General features: G+C 73.1%; 1 protein-coding gene. It reads left to right on the forward strand.

The annotated features are described in order from the left end of the window. Window positions 1-81: 81 nt before the first annotated feature. Window positions 82-286: hypothetical protein (locus tag ACEN88_RS35255; RefSeq protein WP_413347061.1), on the forward strand; the 205-nt coding region annotated here is incomplete at its 3' end.

The following is a 286-nucleotide window of genomic DNA, read 5'->3' on the forward strand; positions in this document are numbered from 1 at the left end:
CGGCAGCAAACAGCTGGTCGGTCGTGTACACGCGCAGCATGCCGGCGCGGCGGCCAGCAGGCGGAACTCGCGCCGGAGACGGTGTCCAGGCTGCGCGACCTCGTGCCCGAATGGAGCGGCACCGGTGAACTGAACCTGCGCGGCGACGCGCCGCCCGAGCGCTACCGCGACGTCATCGACGTGCTGCTGCACGACCCGCAGGCCAACGCCGTCGTGATGATCCACGCGCCGAACGCGGTCGTCGATCCGGCCGACGTGGCGCGCGCCGTGGCGCCGCTGGCGAAGG

Source organism: Massilia sp. CT11-108 (assembly GCF_047302915.1).
Classification (GTDB): domain Bacteria; phylum Pseudomonadota; class Gammaproteobacteria; order Burkholderiales; family Burkholderiaceae_D; genus Telluria; species Telluria orientalis.